This window comes from Longibaculum muris (assembly GCF_004343035.1).
GTDB lineage: Bacteria > Bacillota_I > Bacilli_A > Erysipelotrichales > Coprobacillaceae > Longibaculum > Longibaculum muris.
In genome coordinates this window covers 1-23,622 of record NZ_SMCQ01000036.1, presented here as the reverse complement: position 1 = coordinate 23,622, position 23,622 = coordinate 1, and the positions used below count along the sequence as shown (strand labels likewise).

27 protein-coding genes and 1 pseudogene are annotated in these 23,622 nt (G+C 30.4%); 5 read left to right on the top strand and 23 right to left on the bottom strand.

What is annotated here, in order from left to right:
• Window positions 1-143: 143 nt before the first annotated feature.
• Complete coding sequence (locus EDD60_RS15290; protein ID WP_066450096.1) at window positions 144-686, top strand: manganese efflux pump MntP; 543 nt, start codon at window positions 144-146, stop codon at window positions 684-686.
• Window positions 687-700: 14 nt separating this feature from the next.
• Here EDD60_RS15290 and EDD60_RS16820 read toward each other — a convergent pair whose 3' ends face one another.
• The 19 genes and pseudogenes from EDD60_RS16820 to EDD60_RS16765 all read right to left on the bottom strand — a co-directional run bounded on the left by EDD60_RS16820 (window position 701) and on the right by EDD60_RS16765 (window position 14,983).
• Window positions 701-1,297, bottom strand: a complete 597-nt coding sequence (locus EDD60_RS16820; protein WP_243646700.1) for an MATE family efflux transporter — start codon at window positions 1,295-1,297, stop codon at window positions 701-703.
• A 258-nt stretch (window positions 1,298-1,555) separates the two neighbouring features.
• Window positions 1,556-1,925: pseudogene (locus tag EDD60_RS16815) on the bottom strand (MATE family efflux transporter); the annotation flags it as partial.
• Between the two features lie 211 nt (window positions 1,926-2,136).
• On the bottom strand, window positions 2,137-2,559 hold the full coding sequence (locus EDD60_RS15280; RefSeq protein WP_066450097.1) for a DUF1893 domain-containing protein: 423 nt from the start codon (window positions 2,557-2,559) through the stop codon (window positions 2,137-2,139).
• The gene (locus tag EDD60_RS15275; RefSeq protein WP_066450098.1) at window positions 2,528-3,082 is read right to left on the bottom strand and encodes an ECF transporter S component; all 555 of its coding nucleotides are present in this window, start codon (window positions 3,080-3,082) and stop codon (window positions 2,528-2,530) included. Before EDD60_RS15275 ends, EDD60_RS15280 begins: the two co-directional genes overlap by 32 nt.
• Window positions 3,083-3,092: 10 nt before the next feature.
• Window positions 3,093-3,569, bottom strand: a complete 477-nt coding sequence (locus EDD60_RS16520) for a hypothetical protein (protein WP_243646699.1) — start codon at window positions 3,567-3,569, stop codon at window positions 3,093-3,095.
• Between the two features lie 63 nt (window positions 3,570-3,632).
• Window positions 3,633-4,238 (bottom strand): aldo/keto reductase, encoded by a 606-nt coding sequence (locus tag EDD60_RS16515; RefSeq protein WP_243646698.1) that lies wholly within the window; start codon window positions 4,236-4,238, stop codon window positions 3,633-3,635.
• 10 nt (window positions 4,239-4,248) lie between these two features.
• Entirely contained in the window at window positions 4,249-5,259 is a 1,011-nt protein-coding gene (locus tag EDD60_RS15265) for an aldo/keto reductase (protein WP_066450102.1), read from the bottom strand.
• Between the two features lie 67 nt (window positions 5,260-5,326).
• The gene (locus EDD60_RS15260) at window positions 5,327-5,920 is read right to left on the bottom strand and encodes a PTS sugar transporter subunit IIB (protein ID WP_066450103.1); all 594 of its coding nucleotides are present in this window, start codon (window positions 5,918-5,920) and stop codon (window positions 5,327-5,329) included.
• A 94-nt stretch (window positions 5,921-6,014) separates the two neighbouring features.
• Window positions 6,015-6,335 (bottom strand): GIY-YIG nuclease family protein, encoded by a 321-nt coding sequence (locus EDD60_RS15255; protein WP_066450105.1) that lies wholly within the window; start codon window positions 6,333-6,335, stop codon window positions 6,015-6,017.
• Window positions 6,336-6,360: 25 nt separating this feature from the next.
• A complete protein-coding gene (locus EDD60_RS15250) occupies window positions 6,361-7,812 on the bottom strand; it encodes a methyltransferase domain-containing protein (protein ID WP_066450107.1) in 1,452 nt (483 codons plus the stop codon).
• 31 nt (window positions 7,813-7,843) lie between these two features.
• The gene (locus tag EDD60_RS15245; RefSeq protein WP_243646697.1) at window positions 7,844-8,716 is read right to left on the bottom strand and encodes a hypothetical protein; all 873 of its coding nucleotides are present in this window, start codon (window positions 8,714-8,716) and stop codon (window positions 7,844-7,846) included.
• Window positions 8,717-8,718: 2 nt separating this feature from the next.
• Window positions 8,719-9,387: a sporulation protein YunB gene (locus EDD60_RS15240; RefSeq protein ID WP_066450116.1), complete on the bottom strand. Its 669-nt coding sequence runs from the start codon at window positions 9,385-9,387 to the stop codon at window positions 8,719-8,721.
• Between the two features lie 82 nt (window positions 9,388-9,469).
• Window positions 9,470-10,018 carry a 5-formyltetrahydrofolate cyclo-ligase gene (locus EDD60_RS15235; RefSeq protein ID WP_066450117.1) on the bottom strand — a complete coding sequence of 183 codons (549 nt, stop codon included), beginning with the start codon at window positions 10,016-10,018 and terminating at the stop codon, window positions 9,470-9,472.
• On the bottom strand, window positions 10,011-11,414 hold the full coding sequence (gene sufB / locus EDD60_RS15230; RefSeq protein WP_066450118.1) for a Fe-S cluster assembly protein SufB: 1,404 nt from the start codon (window positions 11,412-11,414) through the stop codon (window positions 10,011-10,013). Before sufB ends, EDD60_RS15235 begins: the two co-directional genes overlap by 8 nt.
• Window positions 11,415-11,416: 2 nt before the next feature.
• Window positions 11,417-11,854, bottom strand: coding sequence for a Fe-S cluster assembly sulfur transfer protein SufU (sufU, locus tag EDD60_RS15225; protein ID WP_066450120.1), 438 nt, complete (start codon window positions 11,852-11,854; stop codon window positions 11,417-11,419).
• A complete protein-coding gene (locus tag EDD60_RS15220) occupies window positions 11,838-13,067 on the bottom strand; it encodes an aminotransferase class V-fold PLP-dependent enzyme (protein WP_066450123.1) in 1,230 nt (409 codons plus the stop codon). The genes sufU and EDD60_RS15220 overlap by 17 nt, the downstream gene beginning before the upstream one ends.
• A 1-nt stretch (window position 13,068) precedes the next feature.
• On the bottom strand, window positions 13,069-13,965 hold the full coding sequence (locus EDD60_RS15215) for a SufB/SufD family protein (RefSeq protein WP_066450125.1): 897 nt from the start codon (window positions 13,963-13,965) through the stop codon (window positions 13,069-13,071).
• A complete protein-coding gene (gene sufC / locus EDD60_RS15210; RefSeq protein WP_066450128.1) occupies window positions 13,958-14,773 on the bottom strand; it encodes a Fe-S cluster assembly ATPase SufC in 816 nt (271 codons plus the stop codon). The genes EDD60_RS15215 and sufC overlap by 8 nt, the downstream gene beginning before the upstream one ends.
• 135 nt (window positions 14,774-14,908) lie before the next feature.
• Window positions 14,909-14,983: a YjcZ family sporulation protein gene (locus EDD60_RS16765; RefSeq protein WP_396627794.1), complete on the bottom strand. Its 75-nt coding sequence runs from the start codon at window positions 14,981-14,983 to the stop codon at window positions 14,909-14,911.
• Window positions 14,984-15,220: 237 nt separating this feature from the next.
• Between EDD60_RS16765 and EDD60_RS15200 the strand changes: the two genes are divergently transcribed.
• From EDD60_RS15200 to EDD60_RS15185, 4 genes are all read left to right on the top strand, one after another.
• Window positions 15,221-16,192 carry a peptidylprolyl isomerase gene (locus tag EDD60_RS15200; protein ID WP_066450130.1) on the top strand — a complete coding sequence of 324 codons (972 nt, stop codon included), beginning with the start codon at window positions 15,221-15,223 and terminating at the stop codon, window positions 16,190-16,192.
• On the top strand, window positions 16,192-17,046 hold the full coding sequence (locus tag EDD60_RS15195) for a peptidylprolyl isomerase (protein ID WP_066450132.1): 855 nt from the start codon (window positions 16,192-16,194) through the stop codon (window positions 17,044-17,046). The genes EDD60_RS15200 and EDD60_RS15195 overlap by 1 nt, the downstream gene beginning before the upstream one ends.
• A gap of 55 nt (window positions 17,047-17,101) precedes the next feature.
• Window positions 17,102-17,506 (top strand): HIT family protein, encoded by a 405-nt coding sequence (locus tag EDD60_RS15190; RefSeq protein WP_066450134.1) that lies wholly within the window; start codon window positions 17,102-17,104, stop codon window positions 17,504-17,506.
• A 74-nt stretch (window positions 17,507-17,580) separates the two neighbouring features.
• Entirely contained in the window at window positions 17,581-18,609 is a 1,029-nt protein-coding gene (locus EDD60_RS15185; protein ID WP_132226541.1) for a glycosyltransferase family 4 protein, read from the top strand.
• An 8-nt stretch (window positions 18,610-18,617) separates the two neighbouring features.
• Here EDD60_RS15185 and EDD60_RS15180 read toward each other — a convergent pair whose 3' ends face one another.
• The 4 genes from EDD60_RS15180 to EDD60_RS15165 are packed head-to-tail and all read right to left on the bottom strand — an operon-like array spanning window position 18,618 to window position 23,323.
• Window positions 18,618-19,367 carry an arginase family protein gene (locus tag EDD60_RS15180; protein ID WP_066450148.1) on the bottom strand — a complete coding sequence of 250 codons (750 nt, stop codon included), beginning with the start codon at window positions 19,365-19,367 and terminating at the stop codon, window positions 18,618-18,620.
• On the bottom strand, window positions 19,368-20,315 hold the full coding sequence (locus EDD60_RS15175; RefSeq protein WP_066450149.1) for an HD domain-containing protein: 948 nt from the start codon (window positions 20,313-20,315) through the stop codon (window positions 19,368-19,370).
• On the bottom strand, window positions 20,308-22,293 hold the full coding sequence (locus tag EDD60_RS15170; protein WP_132226540.1) for a glycosyltransferase: 1,986 nt from the start codon (window positions 22,291-22,293) through the stop codon (window positions 20,308-20,310). Before EDD60_RS15170 ends, EDD60_RS15175 begins: the two co-directional genes overlap by 8 nt.
• 4 nt (window positions 22,294-22,297) lie before the next feature.
• Window positions 22,298-23,323 (bottom strand): lysylphosphatidylglycerol synthase transmembrane domain-containing protein, encoded by a 1,026-nt coding sequence (locus tag EDD60_RS15165; RefSeq protein ID WP_132226539.1) that lies wholly within the window; start codon window positions 23,321-23,323, stop codon window positions 22,298-22,300.
• Window positions 23,324-23,622: the final 299 nt, after the last annotated feature.

Here is a 23,622-nt window from a genome sequence, read left to right as displayed (position 1 = left end):
CATCGACTAAATTATACCAAAAAAAGCGCTCAAATGAGCGCTTTTTGCGTAATATGAAACTATAACATGTTTATTTACTCGTTACAGCCCCTTTTTATTCCCAATTGAATTCATCATCATATGATAAATAAGAGGTGGTTATTTTGCATTTATTATCAGTTGTTTTTTTAGTTGTATCAGCTAATATTGATAGTCTTTTAATTAGCTTATCTTATCGCCTAAGAAATATTCATATTTCTTTTCAAAATAATTTAATAATAACTTTTCTAACAACTTTAGGAACCTATTTATCAATGGTATTAGGAAGTTATTGTCAACATTTATTTTCTTTAAAAATAGCTAATGAAATAGGCGCATTTCTATTAATATTAATAAGTTTTATCATGATGATTCAATCTCATCATGAAGAACATGCTTATTTCATAGCAACCGATTTATCTCTAAAACAAGCATTATTTCTTGGTTTAACTTTATCTATTAATAATCTAGGATTGAGTTTTTCTGGTAGTTTAACAGGTTTGCCTTGTTTATTTACTTGTTTGATGACTTTTATTGTTTCTTGTTGTTTTATCTTTATTTCTCAAATGATTGGTCAGTTATCTTTATTTCACTGTCTTGACCATTATGCGCCTTTTTTAACAAGTTTACTGATTTTATTCATTGGACTCTATGAATTTTTCTTCTAAAAGAAAAAAACTGCTTATGCAGCTTTTTGATGAATATATGGGTTATGATAAAAAGAATAAGCCAGTTGTAGACACATACAGCACCAAATAACCGGTTCACATATAATAACCCCAAAATATCCTAAAATAGGAATAAACAAAGCAACAAAGATGACTTTACCTAAACATTCAATAACACTAGATACAAGCGGAATAATCTTCATTCCTAATCCTTGTAAAGAATTTCTCAAATTCAATAAAATACCAAGTACAGCATAAAATGGTGCATTGATACGTAGATAAAGCGAAGCATTATCTATAATTGTTGGTTCAGTTGAACCAGAAATAAATTGTACTAATATTGGAGCTAGGAAGAATAATATAACCGTAATAATGATACCCCATCCACAAGCAATCAAATTACCTAATTTAACCCCATCTAAAATACGTTGTTTTTGATTTGCTCCTTTATTTTGCGAAACAAATGTTGATAAAGCAAGACCCACAGTCCCTGCTGGCATCATACAAAATGAATTTAATTTACGAGCTGTCCCATGTCCAGCAATAATCAAATAGCCAAATCCATTGATTGAACTTTGTAAAATAACCGTTCCTGCTGAAACAATAGACATCATAAATCCCATTGAAAATCCTTGTCCTAATAGTTCTTTGTAAAGTTCTTGATCAAAAGTAAAATGTTGTTTTTGAGGAATTAAGATTGGTGTTTTTTGGTAAATATAAATCATGCATAAGAAAACTGAAATACCTTGAGCAATAACAGTTGCGATAGCTGCACCTTGAACTCCCATTTGAAATTGCGTAATAAATAATAAATCTAAAATCACATTAATGATTGATGAGATAATTAAGAAAACAAGGGGCATAACACTATTACCTATAGCTCTTAATAATCCTGCACAAAGGTTATAAGCAAACATAACACCAACAAAAATTGTGACAACTGAAATATAAGAATAAGCTTCATCAATAATATTAGCTGGAGTATGTAATAAAGTCAGCAAAGGATATAAAAAGATAACAGAAATAAGCATGATAACGAGGGTTAAACCAATCCCAATAACAATTGAACCAGCTACTGATTTTTTAATCAATTGTTCATCATGTGCCCCATAACTTCTTGCTGTGACAATTGAGAGTCCATTACCAACTCCTAAAGCAAATCATCAACAATTCATAAACAGCCCCACATGCACTAATGGCAGCTAATGATGTATCTCCTAAAAAATTACCTACAATCATTGTATCCATTGTATTATAAAGTTGTTGAAAGATATTTGCGATTAATATTGGTAAAGCAAATATCAATAAAGCTTTTAAGATATTGTCTTTTAATAAATCAACTTTTAAGTGAAACATAACATCCTTCCTTTCTTTTGATATCTTACTCCAATTTCATATTTTTTCAATTTATTTTCAGATTTTGACAAATAAAAACGAGGATTCCCTCGTTTTAACGTTTTGATAATTCTTCTTGTTTTTGAATTAAAGCTGACAACGCTTCATTTAAATCAGTCATATCATAGACTGTCTTTTCCATTGGACACATACCTGTATGATCACGATTAACAATATAATCAGCTAATTTTTCATAATCATAATCAATCTTGTAAGCATCTAAGATTTCTCGTGCTTTACGACTTAATACATACGCATAAATATATTGAACTTGCGATAATGCAAGTAACATAGCTGCCGCCTTTCCTATAACACGATCAACGACAATTGCATCTTTAAAGAATAATTGATTTTCTTTCATAGGATTGATTAATGGTGCAATTCCTTTTAATTGAGATGTATAAATCGTATCTTGAATTTGTGCTACCAAAGTTAAATCTTCATTATTAAGCTTTTCTTGTAATGACTTCAGGTTCATTAAAATAACCTCCTCTATCAATAATCGTGACAATTGTCGGTACAAATAATAACTGAATCACAATTCCTGGCACGCCTGTCATAGTCGCCATTATAACTGCCTGGATTCCGCCTAAAGGAATCTGAAAAAGATAAGTTCCTATCGAAATGACCAGTCCATATACCAATCTTCCTGCTAACATAGAAATTACTAAAGCAGATAATGACCCCAATTTCTTTTTAGAAAAATGGAATTGATGAAATAATAACCCACTCATGACTCCATAAGTTGCAAGTTCGCTCATCATAAAAATAACTCTATCAGCCGAAGGCATTCCAGTGACTACGAAACTTGTTAATGGAGCAAAGATTCCTAAAAATAATCCATAAATAGGCCCTAACAACATTCCTCCTATAAAAACTGGGATATGCATTGGTAAAAAGACTGCTCCGGCTTGTTGCAGACCAATGAAATGAAAGACCTGTGGCAGCAATAAGGATAGAGCTAAACACATCGCTCCAAATGTCATTTTTTTTGTTTTCATATAAAACCTCCTAATAACCAAATAGCTTTTGTGCCATTTTCATTTTTTCAATAATATTAACTTCAAAAGGACAACGTGGCATACACAGTTGACACTCTATGCATTCACTCGCATGATGTGATAACATAGCGTAATGTTCACGAACTGTTTCAGGAACTTCCCCTTGATGACATAAATCAGTAAACTTATGAATATCGGCAATTGGAATTTGTTTGCTGCAAGGTGCACAATGTCCACAATAAACACAATGACCAATAAAGCTATGTTTAGGGACATGACTCAACACTTCGGCAAAATCTTTTGCTTGAAAATCAGCTTTACAATAATCAATAGCTTCCTTCATTTCTTCTATACTATGACTTCCGGCCATGACAGAAACCACTCCTGGTCTTGTCAAACAATAATGAATACATTGTAATGGAGTCATCTTTACTCCAAATGGTGAGAGATTCTCATCTAATAAATCGCCACCACCAAAAGCTTTCATAACAGTTAAAGCAATATGATGACTTTCACAATATTCATATAAATGTTGACGTTCTGGTGCAATTTAAAATAAAGGTTTTTCATAGTTTTTATCATCCCATAAATCATCTACATTTTCACTTGGTGGTAACATATCATAACAAGGATTGATTGAAAACATAATCACATCAACCAAACCACTTTGCGCCGCTAACATTGCGATTAAAGGATTATGGGAACTAATTCCAATTGATTTAATAATTCCTTGAGCTTTTAATGCTTTAGCATATTCCATAATTTCTCCATGAAAAACTTCATCAAAATCTTTCTTTGCATCAATATAATGAATCATTCCAATATCAATATAATCCGTTCCAAGTCGTTTTAAAAGATCTTCAAAACCAGCTTTAACTTCATCCATCTTTCTTGTTCTTTCATATTGACCATTTTTCCATGTTGTACATAAAGGACCTTGAATAATCCAATCCTCTCGATGATTTTGAATAGCTTTACCAAAAGCACTACGTCCTTGAGGATTTGATGAAAAGAAATCAACAAAATTAATTCCTTCTTGATGAGCATAATCAACCATTGCTTGAACATCCTCATCGCTTTTATTCATAAATCCTTCACACCCTAGCGCAACAACACTAACTTGTAAAGATGTTTTTCCTAATTGACGATATTCCATAAACTCTCCTTTATTTTAAAAACGTTTGATAATCTTCATAATTCTTCAATAAAAGTTCTGGTGTATTTAAACCGTATGGACAACGGCTGACACACTGATGACAATGAATACAACTTTCTATTTTTTTCATTTCTGCCTGCCATTTTTCTGATAACCAGCCACTTGCAGGCGCACGTCTTAACATCAAAGACATACGAGCGCATTGATTAATTACAATACCTTGAGGACAAGGCATACAATAGCCACAGCCACGACAGAATTGTCCAGATAACTCTTGACGATCATGTTCGATAATCGCTTGAATCTCCTTAGTTAAGGCTGGTGGACACTCTTGATAACTTAAAAATTCATCTAGCTCACTTTCCTTTTGGATTCCCCATATAGGCAAAGCATGTGGGAATTGATTAAGATAAGCATATGCAATATCACTACGCGTAATCAAGCCACCTGATAAAGCTTTCATACAAATAAAGCCAACATCATGTTCTTGACATAAGCGTACGAGTTCTTCTTCAGCGTCGCTAGCTAAATAACTAAACGGAAACTGCAAAGTATCATATAAGCCTGATTCAATAGCTTCCTTAGCAACTTTCCAACCATGATTTGTTAAACCAATAAAACGAATCTTTCCTTGTCTTTTAGCTTCTTCCATTGCTTCATAAAGACCTGTTCCATCATTTGGCTTAGGACAAAATGAGGGATTATGAAATTGATAAATATCAATATAATCGGTCTTTAACATCTTTAAACTCATCTCTAAATCCTGCCAAAAATCTTCAACTGTTGTTGCCATTGTTTTTGTTGCTATAAAAATATTTTCTCTCACATCACTTAAGGCTAAACCAATCTTTTCTTCGCTATCACTATAAGCTCTCGCTGAATCAAAAAATTGAATGCCATTTTCATATGCTTTTCTTAAAATGACTTTTGCATCTTCTTTTGAAACACGTTGGACTGGTAAAGCCCCAAAACCATTTTTATTAACAACTATATTTGTTCTTCCTAATCTTACTTTTTCCATGATTTTATCCCCCTGATATTATCATAACACTTCAAGTTGACTCTAGGTCAAGCCTTTTTTCTTATTTTTATTGAATGACTTTTTCAATAATTGCTTCAAAATGACAAGTTGCAAAATCTAAAGCATCTATCATCTTGATTTTATCTCCATACTTTTGAAAATATGTGTCAAACATATAAGCCATTTGTGGAGCTAATAAAATCAGATCATAATGATCAATCAAACGTTCAATCTCATGATAATTTCTAGCTTCAATAAAAACTCCTAATTTCTTTTGATCAACTAATAATTGTAATGCATTCGCAAAGTATTCAGTTGTTAAACCACTACCAGCTAATAAGATTTTACAAACATGTTTTTTATCTTGTTGAACAGGTTGTAGTAATTGAGGATGTTTTAAATAGTGAAAAAATTGATGAAATTGTTGAAGGGCTGTTTTTATATCATATAATTCAAAACATAAATCAAATAAATGATGATTGGTATTTTTATCTTTAATCATTAATTCTACCATTTTATTTTCATGAAAATAAATAACACCATAAATCGAATCATGTGTTAAACAAAGCTTACAAGAGTTTGTACAAACGTGAACACCTTTATGTAATTGAACCCAATAATACATTAACGGTGATAATAAATCCTGATAAAATTCATTCATATGACAACCTCCTTTACACTGTCATATCATACTCCATAGAGTGTACTTTAAGTCAAGTTTTTTCAAAACGTGAAAAAAGTAGATATTTGTCTATCTACTCAATATTCACCTGAATGATTTCATATAATGATAAATCTAATTGATCTTGAAAATATATTTTTAAGTTATCATGATTTTGAATGAGATTTTCTTTTTGTTTTTTACTTAATGTCTTTAAACGATATTCCATTTTTGATGCTATGGAGCGATTTTGACAAACCATACAAAATTCTATGCTTTCAACAGCATGGGCTTTGGTATATTTTGCTCCTTTATTTGCTTTTGAAATGTGTTCATGAAAACGTCTTTTGATATCTGTTGTAATTCCAATATAAAGGCTATTATCCTGACATCTTAATATATAGATGTAATACATATAGAAAATAACCTACCAATGTAGGTTATTTCACTTGCATAATGAAGAAGTAGAACATATTCTTACCTCTAGGTATTTCATAATGTTCAATTAATGTCAGATAGCCTTCTTGTAATCTTAAATTCTTTCTTACTAAAGATATTTCACTTGTATAGATAAAAACATATCCTCCTGGTTTAACAAGCCGACGAATCCGTTCAAAGAAACGATCATAGATATCTTTTAATTGTTTTGCATCATTGACTTGTGAAAGTGTAGGCATATCAGTTATGATTTCATCAAACATTTCATTATTTACAAAACGCAAAGCATCTTTATGAACATAATAAATATTTTGTCCAGCCACCTTCGTATTTTTTCTAGCCGCCTCAATCCCTAGTCCATAAATATCAATACCCATCGCAAACTTAGATGGTAATGCAAAGTTTCTTTCAATCAAAAGTGTCCCACAGCCAACAAAAGGATCCAATACTTTTCCATTTTCTTTCATATATGGTTTAGCAAGTTCTACTAAAGTTGCTGCAACATAAGGCTGCAAAGAAGTAGCAATGACTTCCTTACGATAATTAAATCTTGGATTTTTAAGATGCGTCAATCTTAAATAAGCATTAACCTTACCTCTTTTGATTTCTCTTAATATAATTTCAATATCATAATTTTCTGTTGTATTCAATAAGATTTCTGGATACATTTCAAAAAGCTTTTCTGATACTTTCTTAATTAATGAAGCATTCTTTTCTCTTAAACCATCAACGACTCTAAAATAGAATAGCGAATGATCATCATATAATCGATCTAAAACATCTGATAAATTAGAACGTTTTAATCCCGCTACAATTGCTTCTAATGATATGTCCATTCCTGAAGCACTTTGTAATGGAATAATCATATCTTTATAAGCACGAATGTTTTGTAAATCATATAGTGAATCACTTCTGACTAATACTCCTTGAGTCACCGGTTTATATTTTAAGTGTAAAACTGAATCAAATAAAACAAATTGATAGTATGGAAGCGTTGTTAAAATCACATCAACTGGATCATGTTTTAATTTAATAATCTTCTTTTTATGTGTTTGATTCTTTAATATTAATGGATTTAAAATCTTTAACTGCGCTTGAATATGTTTTGTAGGAACACTATCAAAATGAATTAATTGACTTTGAATTAATTTTAACTCTTGAATATGACGATGACAATCTTGCATACTGATTCCCTTTAAATAAGCATCTTTGACGTAATCTGTCTTTTCTTGTCGATATGCATCCAATAAGACCCCTACTGTATCTTGATAGTATCCTAATAAAATTGCACTGTTCTTTCTTATCTTTGGATCATCATTTTTTAATAGGTCAATTAACTTTTCTTTCAATTCTTGGTCATTTTTTATAAGTGAATCATTTCCCGCTAATGATTTCAATTCAATCAATGATTCCCTAATCTGTTCATTATTTTTTATATTACTTACACAATCCATACATATTTCCCTTTCAATTATTTACTATATATTATACCATATTTTCGCCATTTATCCAACTTATTTTAGGAAGTCGTACATAAAATGATACAATTTTCATCATTTCTTCATACATTTGTCGTTCTTCATCTAGATAAAGATAGTAATTTTCAACATCACTTGAAGAAAGCTTTGAACAAAGGATTTCATCAAAGAAATGAGAAGGATATAAAACTCTTGCATAAAGATAAATCATCTCATAAACATCATAATATTGATTTTCTAATAGTTTTTGAATATCTTCATAACTTAATAAGTGACTTCTTAATAAATAAACAATTTGACGAGGACGGGTTGAGATACAATACATACAGGGATTTAATAATTCATAGACATGATTATCAATGGTATGAATTAAAGCCAAAGAAAGTGAAAGCGTGGCTTTAGAATCAATACTTAGAATTTCATTTAAAACATTAATACTGTTTTCAGCAATGCCACAGTAATAATAAATAAGGGATATAATATCTTGGTCATGTTTAAAGCTATAAGCATATTCGCGGACTTTTTCTCTGACACAATCAATTTTTTGTATCCATCTTTCTTTGATATCTATGACTTTTATTTTAGGCAAGGGCATGGGTAATAAGATATTTTGCAGATAAAGGGGATAATCGAAGGAAGCTGATTGATAAATGAATAAAGCACAGTTTTGGGAGATGATATCCTGATTATGATTTTTAACCAATTGAAAACCGGTTAAATGACATTGATGCATAAGATAGCGATAATAATGATAAACATTTAAAAATTCTTGGACATTTTTTAAATAAGCAAAATAATAAAGTTTTCCTTGATATTGAAAATAACCATTTTCATTGATATCAACGTCGATACCATAATACATTTTTAAAATATGAGACATGATCATTCTTCTTTCTGATGAGAATAAACAAGTGGAACTTGTCCTTGAAATATTTCTAATAAAACAGGAATCTTAATGTTATGGGTGTGATATTGTTCAAAAAAAGGATAGACCATTGTGATATTCATATGCACTTCAATACTCAATTCAACCATGACATGATTGACCCCATAGTTTTCTACATTTTTAACAATTGAACTTCCTACACTAGACAAATGTTTATAACGGATTGGAATCGTTGGTGAAAATAATGATAAAGCCGGAAGATTTAAAAGTGTTGCTATAGGAATACGGGAAATGATTCCATTTCGACTTACTTCTTGTAATCTTCTTTGATAATAGGTATCATCATCGGCTAGAAATGTTCCTTCTTCTAAAGAAGCATATGTCTGTTCAATATCCATGACTATTGCTGTTGCAAGTTCATTGACTTTCACCATATCAAAATCTAATAATTCAATTTCGTTATCTTCACCTCGTTCAATGATTACTAACTGATCATATTGGGAATCACTTGTAAAATAACAATGTGAAATAATCAGCTGATTAAATCTTTGAATTTCCATTTTTCCATATTCTTTTAAACTAGGTATCATTTTTAAATAAATACCACCCATACATAGTGATATGACAATCACCAACACCAAAAGTGTTATTAAACATTTTTTCATCCTATTTCACCAAATTATTATATGATTTTATCTTCAACAAAAGACCTTTATTTCTAGTCAAAAAAAGATAATCCTTTTTTGATTATCTTTTATATCTGTTTGCTTCAGTTATGATTTCATCTAAAGCAATATCAAATTTATTTATATCAATCTCTTTAACTTTTTGAAATTCAAATGCTATGCCAATTTTATAATAATGATGTTTTAAAGCGAAATATTTATCATAAAAACCTTTTCCATACCCTACCCGATATAATTTATCATCAAAGGCAACCATGGGAACAAGCATACAATCAATATCTTGAGGTAAAACCAAATCAGAAACAGTTGGTTCTAAGACATGAAAATAACCTTCTTTTAAATCATCAAGCGAATGAATTTCATAGAAATTCATCATCTCACCTTCAACTTTAGGAACACATACTCTTTTGGTTTTCAACAATTCTTGAATTATTTTTAATGTACTCACTTCATGTACAAGTGAGACATAACAGGCAATCATTGAAGCAGATTGGATTTGCTGATGAGATAACACTTGTTCGAAGATTTGCTGATTATATAAAGAAAACGTCTCGGTTTTCATCTGGAGACGTTTTGCTTTCATATCTTTTCTAATGATGGATTTATCCAATACTGTCACCCATATCTAATTTAATTAATTGATTTAATTCAACTGCATATTCCATTGGTAATTCTCTTGAGAATGGTTCAATAAATCCCATAACAATCATTTCTGTAGCTTGTTGTTTTGTTAAACCACGACTCATCAGATAGAATAATTGATCTTCTGAAACTTTAGAAACAGTTGCTTCATGTTCAATAATTGAATCATTATTCATCATAATATTGGTTGGAACTGTATCGCTTGTTGATTTTTCATCTAAGATTAATGTATCACATTCAACCTTACTTTTGGCATCCGTAGCATATGGTAAATGGCGAACTAAGCCACGATAATTCACTTTTCCACCAGTTCTCGAAATAGATTTAGAAATAATCTGACTAGAAGTATGTGGTGCCATATGAATCATCTTAGAACCTGAATCAATAATTTGGCAATCTTCAGCAACTGCAATCGTAATACAAGTTCCCTTAGCTCCTTCTTCAGCTAAAATACATGTTGGATATTTCATAGTGACAAGTGAACCAATGTTTCCATCCACCCATTCCATAGAACCATTTTTATAAACTTTAGCACGTTGAGTTACCAAGTTATAAATGTTTTTTGACCAGTTTTGTATTGTTGTATAACGGCATTTTGCACCCTCTAAAACAACAATTTCAACAACTCCTGCATGTAATGAATCTTTAGAGTAAGATGGCGCTGTACATCCTTCTACATAATGAATATCGCTTCCTTTATCAACAATAATCAAAGTTCTTTCAAATTGGGCCATACGTTCACTATTAATTCTAAAATAAGATTGTAGTGGTTTTTCTAATTTGACACCTGGGGGAACATAGATAAATGAACCACCTGACCAAACGGCCCCATTTAAAGCTGAAAACTTATTATCATTATAAGGAATAACAGTATCAAAGTATTTTCTAAAGATTTCTGGATATTCTCTTAAACCACTATCAATATCTAAGAAAATAACCCCTTTTTCTTTAACTTCTTCTAACATGTTATGATAAACAACTTCTGATTCATATTGAGCACTTGCTCCAGCTAAGAAATGTTGTTCAGCTTCTGGAATTCCTAACTTATCAAAAGTATTTTTAATCGTTTCAGGGACTTCATCCCATTTATCAGTTAAATTATCACTAGGACGATTATAATATGTATATTCATCAAAATCCATTTGACTTAAATCAACGCCCCATGTAGGCATTGGTTTTTCTAAAAAGCATTTCAATGATTTTAAACGATATTCTAACATCCACTCTGGTTCATTTTTAATTGCTGAAATTTCTCTGACAATTTCTTCATTAATTCCTTTTGGTGTTTTAAAAACCGAAACATCTTCATCTTTAAAATCATATTCAGCATTATTTGTAGGAATATCAAGTTTTTGATTAGCCATGTCTATTCCTCACTTTCTTCTATTAGCTTAATTAATCCATTCCAACCAAGTGTCGCACATTTAATACGATTAGCTTGTTTATGGGTATTTTTAAAAGCTATGGCTTCTTCTAATAATTCTTCATCATAATCTTTTTCATAAATCATATTCATATAATTTTCAATGATTTTCTTTGCTTCAGCTTTCGTCTTTCCTTTAACCAAAGTACTCATAATTGATGTTGAAGATGTACAAATAGCACAAGCTTCTCCATCATAACGAACATCTGCAATTTTATCACCATCAAATTTCACTTGAATATCTAAATCATCAATACAAGTGTCTGAATTCATATTGACTTTTTGATAAGTTTGATCATCAACCAATCCTCGATTACGAGGATGTTCATAATGATCCATAATTATTTCCCTCATTAATTGAGGATCATCCAAAGAACGCATCTAAAAAGTCATCTCCTTTCTTACACACTTCAATGAATTTATCAATTTCTTCTTTCGTATTATAGAAATAAAACGAAACACGTAAAGTTGAAGAAACATCTAAAAATTCATCTAATATTTTTGCACAATGTTGACCAGCTCTCACGGCAATTCCATATGTATTAAAAAGACTCGCTCCATCTTGTGAGAAAACCCCTTTAATATTAAAAGCAATTGCCCCATGAGATGTCTCATTGTAAATTTCAATGTTATCTAATGCCTTCATTTTTTCAATACAATAATCACGCAACTCTTTTTCATAAGCATGAATGTTATCCATTCCCACTTCCATCAAATAAGAAACAGCTGCCCCTAAACCAACAACACCTTCAATATTAGGAGTTCCCGCTTCAAATTTATAAGGTGGATTTTTAAGTGTCACAACCCCACAACTGTTATAACGAGAATTTGATCCTCCACCTAAACGTGTTGGTTTGGTTTCACATAATAAATTATATTTTCCATATAAAACTCCTACACCTGTTGGACCACACATCTTATGTCCAGAAAAGGCTAGGAAATCAACATCTGTATCAGTCACATCAGTAACTTGATGAGGTACACTTTGAGCCCCATCAGCAACTACAATAATGTCTCTTTCATGCGCATAAGCACAAATCTCTTTCATAGGTGCCTGAAACCCTAAAACATTTGTCACTTCAGCAATGGCAATAATCTTAGTTTGATCAGTTACGGCTTTTTTAACATTTTCTAGCGTCAAACGACCTTGAGCATCTAATTCAATATAATTGACAACAGCTCCAACTTCCCTCGCAATATCAAACCATGGTAAAGTATTTGACGCATGTTCAGCAACTGTAATCAAAATTTCATCACCAGCTGATAAATGCGTCTTACCATATCCATAGGCAATCATATTTAAAGAATCAGTTGACCCTGAGGTAAAAACAATTTCTTCTTTACGTGAAGCATGAATAAACTTAGCCACTAAGCATCTAGCTTCTTCGTATTGAACATCCACTTCATGTGATAAATCATAATCTCCACGATGCGCATTTCCTGAATAATTTGTTAAGTAATCGCAAACTTTATTAATCACAACTTGTGGTTTTAAAGTTGTTGCTCCATTATCAAAATAAATAAGCGGTTGATCGTGCATCGTTTTTCCATTCAACATCGGAAAATCTTTTCTAATTTGTTGAACATCAAACATATTAAGCACCTACCTTTGATAAAGCCTTCTCAAAACGTTCTTTTAACATTTCATTATCAACGACTTCAATAACTGGTTTTAAATAACCATAAGTAATTAAATGCATTGCCTGTTTCTTACTTAATCCACGACTTTGTAAATAGTAAAGATGTTCTTCATCCATCTTTCCTACTCCAGCTGCATGGGATGCTTTAACATCATATTCATCAATATATAAATATGGATTAGCACTTGCAACACATTTGGCATCAAAGACCATAATCTTATTCGTTTGATGACTAGCTGAACCATGTTGTCCTTTAGTAATGGTACCAATGCCATCAATAACTAATTTTCCTTCATCTTTGACAACCCCATAATTATCCATTTGTCCATATGTATGAGGTGCTAAATGTTCAATTAAAACTTCAAAATGTTTCTTTTCCTTAGCTTTAGAAAGAATTGCCATTCTGACTTTAACATCAGCCCCTTCACCTTGTAAATAATAATGATATTGACCATCAAAACTCTCATCTGATAACTCAGCATATCCATATTGACAAACAGCATTTTCTTTTAAATAAATATCTTCTTCACTCTTTGCATCTTGTGATGTATTTTCACTAAACACATGCATAATGGCATCATTTGCAATCATCATTGTTTTATGTAATGACGCTTGACTATCCAATAGCTTACTTTCAATCAAGCTTACTTCACTTCGACTAGCAACTTTGATACATAAATCCATTGACTGTGATTTATCCAATAAATAAATCACTTGAACTTCAACAGGTTGAATATTATCAAAAGATAAAACCCCCTCTTGATAACAAACACGATCAGGTAAATGTGATTCTTGGCAATCACCGTTATTAAAAACGATATAAAATTCACTATTTAAAACATATTTATTCATGTTTCAATTGTTCCTTTTTCCCACAAGTTCCTAAGATAATACGTTTATCTTCTTCTTGTTCTAATTCAATACCAAGTTCCTTGATCCATTCATATCCTTCACGATCAATTTTTTCAACCAATTCATACCCACCACTCATCACAATTTGTCCTTGTACCAAGACATGAACATGAGTTGGTTTAACAAGTTCAAATAATCTTTCATAGTGAGAAACCATAACGCAACCAAAATCATCACTACGCATTGAATTAATAGCTTCGCTGACAACTCTTAAGGCATCAACGTCTAGCCCTGAATCAATTTCATCTAATAAAGCAAATTTTGGTTGTAATAATTTCATTTGTAAAATTTCATTACGTTTCTTTTCTCCACCTGAAAATCCTTCATTTAAATAACGATGAGCAAGATTTTCATCCATATCCAATTCTTCAATATTTTTATCCAATGTACGAATAAACTTAAATAATGAAATTGGTTCTTCCCTTCTAGCATTCATTGCAGCCTTTAAGAAGTCTGAATTAGTAACTCCTGGGATTTCTTGAGGATATTGCATACCTAAAAACAATCCTGCTCTTGCTCTTTCATCAACACTCATTTCTAATACATCTTGATCATCTAATAAAATACTTCCACTTGTGACTGTATATTTTGGATGACCCATTATAGCTGAAAGTAATGTTGACTTTCCGTTACCATTAGGTCCCATAATCGCATGAATCTCGCCTGTAGTGACTTCCAGATTAATTCCTTTTAAAATTTCTTTTTCTCCGACTTTAACATGTAAATTTTTTATCTTTAAAGTTGACATAAAACGCGCCCCTTTCGAACATATATTTTACGAAAAATTACTGATAATGACAAGCAATACGATAATAAATTTATTATACCCAAACAACAAGTTTTCAAAAAGAAAAACTCTATAGACGAATCTATAGAGTCATGTCTAACAAATACCACAAATGATAACCAATAAGATAAACAATACAAGAATTAAGGTAAATGATCCTTGATGTGCCATCATAAATATCCCTCCCTTTCTAAACAACAAAACAACATAATAAAATCAATAAAATAAACAACACGATTGTGATTTCTTGATGATGACTCTTGAGCTTTGTATCCATTTTTCCTTTCCCTCCTCTATGCACATTATATAATATGGTAAAATGTCAGTAAATTTTGTATTATAGCCTACTAAAGTTGAAAAAATATTGATATCGTGTATAATAGAAGTGTTAATATCAAGGAGGTCTATATGAAACAAAAACGACTTGTAGGACTAGCTTTAGCCAGTTTATTAGTCCTAAGTGGATGTTCTAGTGCCGTCAAAGATAATGGAAAGTATGTTGTTGCTTCTATTGATGGTCAAAAAATCTATGCTGATGACATTTATAAAAATTTGTCAACTTCAACAGAGGGAAAGAAAAATTTATTTACTTATGTATTAGATCAACTCATTCGAGAAAATTTCCCAGTAACATCTGATATGAAAGAAAATGCTTCAAACATTGCATCAAATCTTGAAAACAATTATAAGAATCAATATGGAGATGATGCTGATGCGCAATTAGAAAGTGCATTAACACAAAGTGGTTATAAAGATATCGACGCTTTTAAAGATTCGATTGTTCAATCACTTCAATATTCTGAATTTTTAAAGAAATATGTCAAAGCAAACTTTGATGAAGTGTTTGATGATTATTACAAGATGGAAGCTCCTCGTAAGATGAGTTTAATAAAAGTCACAATGAGTGATCCAGCAAATCCAACTGATGAAGAAAAAGCTAAATTAGAAGAAATCCAATCATTATTAAAAACTGACAAAAGTTTTGAGGATATTGCTTCTCAATATTCTGATGATACAACAAAGAGTGCAAAAGGGAATATTGGGATTGTGGATTCAACTGCAAAATTAAAAAATATTTATGGTGAAGAAGTTGAAAAAGCTGCTTTAACTCTTGAACAAGGTAAAATCACTGCCCCTATCCAAGGAACTGGTGGATACTATATTTTAAAATGTACAACAACTGATAAAGAAACAATTAAAAAAGAATTAAAGACAATTGATGTTGATTCTCCTTTACTTGTTTATGATACTTATTTAGTATATCTTGTTTTTAATACTTATGACATTAAGTATGGTGATGATAGTGTTAAAGAAACAATTCAAAAGATTGTTGATGAAAATTTAAAAACAAGAACTGATTTAAGAAAGGAGAAATCATAATGAAGAAATTATTAATGTTACTTCTTTGTGGTGGATTACTTGCAGCTTGTTCTTCAAATTATAGTGTAAAAGTCAGTGATAGTGATAAAGTCATTGTAAGTGGAAGTGAACTTAATATTACTAAACAAGATTATTTTGATTATTTATTAAAAACTAGTGGTGCTAATGAAGTTCTTGATGAAGTTTTATTAAGTATTGCCGATAAAGAATTAACTGATCAAAAGGCTATTGATAAGCAAGTTAAAGAAGAAGAAAAAACATATGAACAATATGCTGATGGTGGTTTAGATAAATATGCAAAATCATTAGGTTATTCTTCAAAAGATGATTTTGTTAATGAAAAGATTGTTCCTGTAGTTAAATTAAATATGTTAACAAAAAAATATATTGAAGAAAACTTAGAAACAATGATTTCAGAATATCAAGTTGTATCTTTTAAAAAGATTGTTGTAGATAAAGAATCTGCTGCTTTAGCAATTATTAAAGAAGCCACAACAAAAGAAGCTTTTGATAAGAAATTAAAAGAAGCCGGAACAAATGGTGAAGATGCTGGTATTGTCACTAAGAATTCTTCATTAGATGATAACTTAAAGAAAAAATTAAAAGATTTATCAAAGCTTGATAAAGATGGTGTTTATAGTGAAGCTATTAAATTAAGTGATGATAAATATGCTGTTGTCTATGTTTATGATACTGATCATAAAAACAAAGATGATTTAATTGAAGCTTTAGCTAATGATTCAAATGCTAAAGAAGATGTTGAAGCAAAATATTTGAAGAAATATCATTTTACTGTTAATGATGATAAATTAGCTAAAGAAATTAAGAATATTTCAGATCAATATCTTGAATAAGGGGTTTCCCTTATTCTTTTTTTATTGTAAAATGATATTAATGGAGGTAAGGTTTATGGATAATTGTATTTTTTGTAAGATTGCTCATCATGAAATTGGTGGAAAAGTTTTATATGAAGATGATGTGTGTATGGCTTTTTTAGATTTAAGTCAGGCAACAAATGGACATACTTTAGTCATTCCTAAAAAACACTATGATAATGTTTTGAATGTTGATCAACAAACGCTTTCACATATGATGAATGTCGTTCAGGAAATAGCTAAGAAATTGCAAAATAAATTAGGTGCTTTAGGTTTTAATGTGATTACGAATATGAATGAAATTGCTGGTCAATCTGTTCATCATTTCCATATTCATATTATTCCTAGATATCAAGAAGATGAAGGTTTTAAGGCTATCTACCAAGATCGTAGTGATCAAGTTGATTTAGATGATATTTATCAAAAGATTATGCAATAGAGTTCTAAGAACTCTATTTTTTATGATTTTTATTTTTGTAGAACATATGATATAATATGAAAAAGGAGAAAGATATGGAAAGAATCAGAATCAATATGTTATCCAATGCTGACAAAGTTGATGGTCAAGGTGTTGGAAGTGCTTATTTAGAACAAGTATCACTTATTAAAGATGAATTGAGTGATGTTTTTGATGTTGTTATTAATGATTCAGCTCCTGCTGATATTATTCATTGTCATACCATTTTACCTGAATATTTAATGAAGATGAAAAGAAACAAGGGTGTTAATGTTGCCTATGTTCACTTTTTGCCTGATACTTTAGATGGTAGTATAAGTTTACCTAAATCAGCTTTAAAAGTTTTTAAGAAATATATTACCTATTTTTATAACACTGCTGATTATTTGATTGTTGTGAATCCTATTTTTATTGATGACTTAGTAAGATTTGGTATCGAAAGAAGAAAGATTCACTATATTCCTAATTATGTTTCTAAAGAATCCTTTTATCAAGAAAGCGAAGAAAAAGTTCTCACTGTTAAACAACGTTATGATATTGATAAAGATGCTTTTGTTGTTTTAGGGGTTGGGCAAGTTCAAACGAGAAAAGGAGTTAAAGATTTTGTTGAAGTAGCTAAGATGTTACCTGATATCACTTTTGTTTGGGCTGGCGGATTCTCTTTTGGAAAGATTACTGATGGTTATGATGAATTAAAAGAAATTTATCAGAATCCTCCTAGTAATGTTCATTTCATTGGTATTGTACAAAGAGAAGAAATGAATGATATTTATAATCTTGCTGATATTTTGTTTATGCCTTCGTATAACGAGCTTTTCCCCATGGCAATATTAGAAGCTGTCAATAGTCAAAAACCCCTGCTATTAAGGGATTTAGAGCTTTATAAAGATATTCTTTTTAACAAGTACTTAAGTCAAAATGATAATGTTCAATTTGCTAAGCAAATTCAAGAATTAAAAGATGATCCTCATCTTTATCAAAAATATCAGCACTATTCCAAAGAAATTAGTGAATATTATTCTAAAGAACATGTCAAAGAAATGTGGAAAGAATTTTATTGTGGTATTCAAAAAAGTGGTCAATAAACCACTTTCTATAGATGAAGTGATTGATGAATGAATTCAATTAATTTTTCATTCACAACTTCATCTTTTTTTATATTCTTCATTTCTTCAATACGATTCATACATTCTCCACAAATATCAATTCCAATCACATCACAATCCGTTAATAAAATAGCTAATAATGACTGCAAATCCAATAAATTGACTTGACCTTGATCCCAATTCGTTTCAATAACTTGTTTAGATAAAATATCTTTATCAATAGAGATATAAATTGGTAAGTCTTTTATTTTATCCAATGGAAAAGAAGCAAAGCGATGCTTTAAAATATCATCTTCTAAGAAAATAATCACTTTATCTTTATATAAGTGCTCAATTTTCTTTTTTTGTGAAGCTGTCATTCCAATTAAAATAACTTTTTGTAAATAAGGTTGTGATTCAATTGCTTTTAAAATCCATGAACCACAACCTAGCATTTCATCAAATAATGATTTTTGCATATCACTATGATGATCAAAGACAACCAAAGCAAATGGATGTCTTATTTTTTCTATCCATAATTCACTAATATAATGATAATTGCCATTATCAATAAAATGAATTCCCTGAACATCAATGTTTGAAATCATACGACGAATCATTTGTTTAGAATGATTATCTAAAAGTCCATTTGTCCCTTGTATATTTTGACAATCAATCCAATTGAAATTATCTTTTTGATAAAATCTTTGATTTTCATAAATACCAGAGAAGTTCATAATCGTTAAAATATTTTTCAATTATTCATACATCTTTGGTTTGTAAATTGTTCGATTTTCTAAAGCGAAAACCCGTTTAGAATATTCTCCTGGTTCTACTTGATCTAAAGCTTTATCAAACATATTCATTCTAGCATCAATGTTGTCAATTAAATAGATCATTTCAGCTTCTTTAATTTGTGGTAATACTGGTGAACCAAATTCATTTTTACCATGATGAGATAAAATTAAATGCTGTAATAAGACAACTTCCTCACCTTCAATATTTAATTCCTTAGCTGCCTCATAAACCATTGCTTGAGCAATAGAAATATGTCCTAGCATTTTTCCTTCTAGTGTATACGTTGGAACAACTGGTCCACTTAATTCAACAGTTTTTCCTAAATCATGTAATAAAATACCCGCATACATTAAATCTGCATTTAAACTTGGATAGATATCTAACATACTATCCGCTAATTTCAACATAGATAAAGTATGATAAGCCAACCCAGACACACATTCATGATGATTACGGCTTGCTGCTGGATATATTTTTAATGCTTCGATATTTTTTTCCATAAGATGTTTCACAATTACATAAAGCTTAGTATTTGAAATTCGTTTAACATAGCTCATTAATTGTTCAATCATTTCATCTTGATCCATTGGTGCTTTGCTTAAAAACTGTACTTGTTGTGATTGCTGATAAGAAATATCTTCTATCTTAACAATCTTCATTTGACGATCATCACTATATTTGATAATATCCCCTTTACCTCTTACAACTGCACCATTTTGAAGCGTTGAGATTTGTTCGTCGGTTGCATTCCATAACTTTGCATCAATTGTTCCTGTTTCATCTTGAAAAACAATGCTTAAATAATTACTTTTATTGGCACCATTTGTTTTACCAGTTGTTACATGTGAGATCATCGCTGTAAATTCAACGTTATCATTGCCACATTTCATATCTCTAATTTTAATCATCATTATCCTCCCATAATTCTCTAATAATTTCTACCACATCATCATATTCATAACCTTTTTGTACAAGGAAAGTAATGATTTTGCTTTTTAAAATATGTTTATCATATCTGTTTTTATAACGATTATAGACACGATAATATTCTTTTGTTAATAACTTTTTAGTATGTTCTTTAGGAAATACAAAATCAAAATCCTGAATAGCCCTTTCAACAACATCTTGTGAAAAGCCTTTATTAAAAAGTTTGTTCTTGATATTTTGAATAAGTGCATATTGGGGTCTTGTTGTATTTTCATTATATAACTTTTCAACAATTTCTAATGCTTTATCATATTCTAAATCTTGGGAATAATCAGCTAAGAACTCATCAATCACAAATGGTGAAACACCATCTTTTTTTAGATTATAAATAATTTTATTAACCCCTATTCCTAGTCTCGTCGCTTTATGAAAATAATTTTTAGTATACTCGACATCATCAATCAGATTCTTTTGAACAAGAAGATCCATTGTCATCTCAACTTGTATATCATCAAAATCACCTTTATCCGTTAATTTCTTCAACATTTTTGCATAAGTATAATCTTTATAAGTCAAATATTTTAAAGCCAACTGATACGCTCTGGCGACCTGTTCTTGATCTTTTAAAGCATCTAATTCTTCCCGATCAACAACTTGCCCAACACTTAAACCATAGCGATCAATAACTTGTGATGATAAATTCAAAAGAACTTGATGATTATCAAATTGAAAAGCTACATTATAAGTATGCCCTTTATCCGGTGTTAAAGACACCACTTCATAACAATAATGATGCTTTGATAAAGCTTTATGATAAGTTTTCATAATTCTTTCATAAAAAATCTCACTACTATAGTTTTTCGCATCTTCTAATGCATGCTCAATCAATTCACTTAAATCACTATCAGCCAAAGTTAAAATTTTCTCGACTAATTGTTCTTGTGTCTCAAAGAAATATCCATTTCTCCCATCAATAACAACACCTTCTAGGTTCTTATCATAACGCGCTAATACTGGGATTCCACTTGCCATTGCTTCAATAAAAGTTAAGCCTTGTGTTTCAGTAATAGAAGCAGAAACAAATAGATGCGAAACATGATAAAAACTAGGAACCTTTTCGCTCACTTGTGGACCAGTAAAACAAATATAATCATCTAATCCTTTTGAATGAACATAGTCCTTCAGTTCATCAACTTGAGGTCCCCCTCCAACAATCATTAAAACAATTTGTTGATTGACTTTTATAATTTCAGACATTGCATCAATTAAAAAGTCTACACTTTTCTCTGGAGCTATTCTCCCTAAGAAAGTCACAACAAATTTATTTTCTAAATGATATTGTTTCACAATTTGTTGCATCAATTCTTCATTTTTATGAGCTAAAGAAAAATGCTCTAATTCTAGTCCTGTTGGAATAACATTAATAGAATTAGAAATTCCATATTCTCTTAAAGCATCAGCCGTTTTTTGTGAAGGAACAATCAATTCAGAACAGCTATCACCGTAGATTTTAGAAATCTTTTCAATAATTTTCTTAGCTGCATGATCAACCGCTTTAATATTCCCTGGCGCAATATAATGAGAATAATCAGCCCACATTGTATGGTAAGTATAACAAACCGGTACATTCAAGATTTCACCAGCAATCTTGCCAAAAATTCCAATTCCAAATTCTGTTTGAATATGGATAATATCTGGCTGAAAATCTTTTAGTTCCTTCATTCCTTTAAAAGAATAAATATTAGAAGCTCGATAGCCATAGAGCTTCTTTAAATCAATTCCAGGTAACCTTAAAACATCTAAATCCTCATCAACATATTGGCTATCATGAGGTAAAAAGGTTGTAACAATTAAAACATGATGTCCATGCTTTTTTAATTCTTTTTTTAATATATGTGTAGATGTTGCAACACCATTAATATCTGGTAAATACGTATCACTAAATAAAGCAATATTCATTCAATCACTCCTCCAATTTAGAACGGTTTATCTCTTTATTCATTGAAAAGACTAAACCACCTATAATCAAACCCATATAGTAAGACATAAAACGCCATAGGAATAATGACGATGAAGTCCCAACAGTACCTAAGAAACTAAATAATAGAACATATACACCTTCACTACCACCACTAGCTCCAGGTATCGGTAAAAATGCATTAATTAAATAAATAAATGAACATAATCCTAAAAAGTCAAAGAACTGATTCCAAGAGACATTTAAATTAAGTGCCTTAGCTGCAAAAAAAGGCATACTATAAATAATTGTCAACTTCATAAAATTACAAAGACATGATTTTACAAGGACAGGCTTATTCCGTTGTAAGAAATTCAATTGTTCTCTAAAATCAGCAAGATATTGTTCAATTTTAACACATGTTGATTCATAATCTTTGACAATATGAATCTTACTTAAAAATCTTAAAACATTATGCGTTAAAAAGTTTTGTAATTTTTTTGATTTAGCACCACCAAATAACCCTAAGATGACCACAAAATTAATCAGAAAACCAAGTATTGCAAGACTAAAAACTGCTGGTTGATTTTCTACAAAATACTGATATTTAAATAATAACACAATTCCTGTATATAATACCAAGACACTCTGATAACAAATAAAACACATCAAAAGAATACTTGCCGAATTTGTTGGTGGTATTCCTTGTTTATTAAAAATATAAACTTGAGCAAATTGTCCACCACTCGCAAATGGTGTAATCCCATTAAAGAAAGTTCCACTAATGGCATTAATAAATGATTGTTTAAACGAATAATCTTTTTTGTAAGCAAGACCAAAATACCACAATGAAAGTGCGTCAAATAGATAATAGGAGAACATAACAATTCCCATAACAGCAATCCAAGAAATTCTTGCTTCTTCAAAAGCATGGATGACTTGATCAAACTGCTTACCAATTGACAAATATATTGAAACCCCACCAATTATCAAAATGAGTGCAATATTAAAAAAATATTTTTTATTTCTCATACTTACGTGCTTTAAAAATCCATCAAATTAGATTTTTAAATACTCCTTTCTGATAAAAGAAAGCCTATTTCTCTTTTTTATCATATTCATTCATTATTATATTAGAATTGTATTCTTCACTGTAAGTGTACTATTTCCTCAAGCTAATTTTACTACATTTCAGACAATATGAAAAGCAAAAGGAGAAGAAAGATAGGATAAATATAGACAAAAAAAGAGAGATATCGGATGATATCCCTCAGGAGAACTGGCAGCTTGCTATTGTCGCAATCGCTCACTATCTTCGCCGTTATGATGCT